This window comes from Algoriphagus pacificus (assembly GCF_017254845.1).
In the GTDB taxonomy this organism is placed as follows: domain Bacteria; phylum Bacteroidota; class Bacteroidia; order Cytophagales; family Cyclobacteriaceae; genus Algoriphagus; species Algoriphagus pacificus.
On sequence record NZ_JAFKCU010000014.1, the window covers coordinates 1 to 904 of the forward strand.

Here is a 904-nt window from a genome sequence, read left to right on the forward strand (position 1 = left end):
TCTTACAGAAGGGACCGAAGCCACATCCATACCGGGTTTCACTTTCCAGCGGAAGGTCTTCATCGTCCACCTCCGGAGAACAGGCCACCATCACGCATCTGTGTCTGAATTTCATCACGGGCACCCTTGCGGGCCATGTCATACACCGCCTTCAGAGCAGCCGGACCTATCTGCCCGTTCGTGCCGTCGTTGTTAATCACCACATGGTTATTCTGCTCAAACGTCCCGGACGCCTGCGACCGGCTGTCTGCCATGCTGCCCGGTGTACCGACATAACCGCCGGTGGCATAGCCGCGCATCAGCCGGTAAAGATTCCCCACGCCAATCCGGCTGGTTGCCTCCTTCGTGAAGACAAACTCACCACGGTGAACAATCCCCGCTGGCTCATATTTGCCGCCGGTTCCCGTAAATCCTCCGGTTGCAAAATGGAATTTCGCCGCAGCGGCCTGAATGGCTGTACCGCCTGACGCGGATGCGCCGCCACCAACAGCCCCGCCAATGGCGCTGCCGATACTCCCGACAATCCCCACCATTGCCTGCTTAAGCAGAATTTCTGTCATCATGGACAGCACGGAACGGGTGAAGCTGCGCCAGTTCTGCTCACTGCCGGTCAGCATCGCCGCCATATTCTGTGCAATACCATCAAAGGTCTGCGTGGCTGCACTTTTTACCTGCGACATACTGTCCGTGGCGCTCTCTTCCCACTCACTCCAGCCGGACTTCAGGCCTGCCATCCAGTTCCCGCGAAGCTGGTCTTCAGCCGCCCAGGTCTTTTTCTGCTCTGACATGACGTTATTCAGCGCCAGCGGATTATCGCCATACTGTTCCTTCAGGCGCTGTTCCGTGGCTTCCCGTTCTGCCTGCCGGTCAGTCAGCCCCCGGCTTTTCGCATCAATGGCGGCCC

General features: G+C 58.5%; 1 protein-coding gene. It reads right to left on the reverse strand.

The genetic code is table 11. From position 1 onward, the window contains the following. Window positions 1–59: 59 nt before the first annotated feature. Window positions 60–904: phage tail tape measure protein (locus tag J0A69_RS22350; protein WP_206588849.1), on the reverse strand; the 845-nt coding region annotated here is incomplete at its 5' end.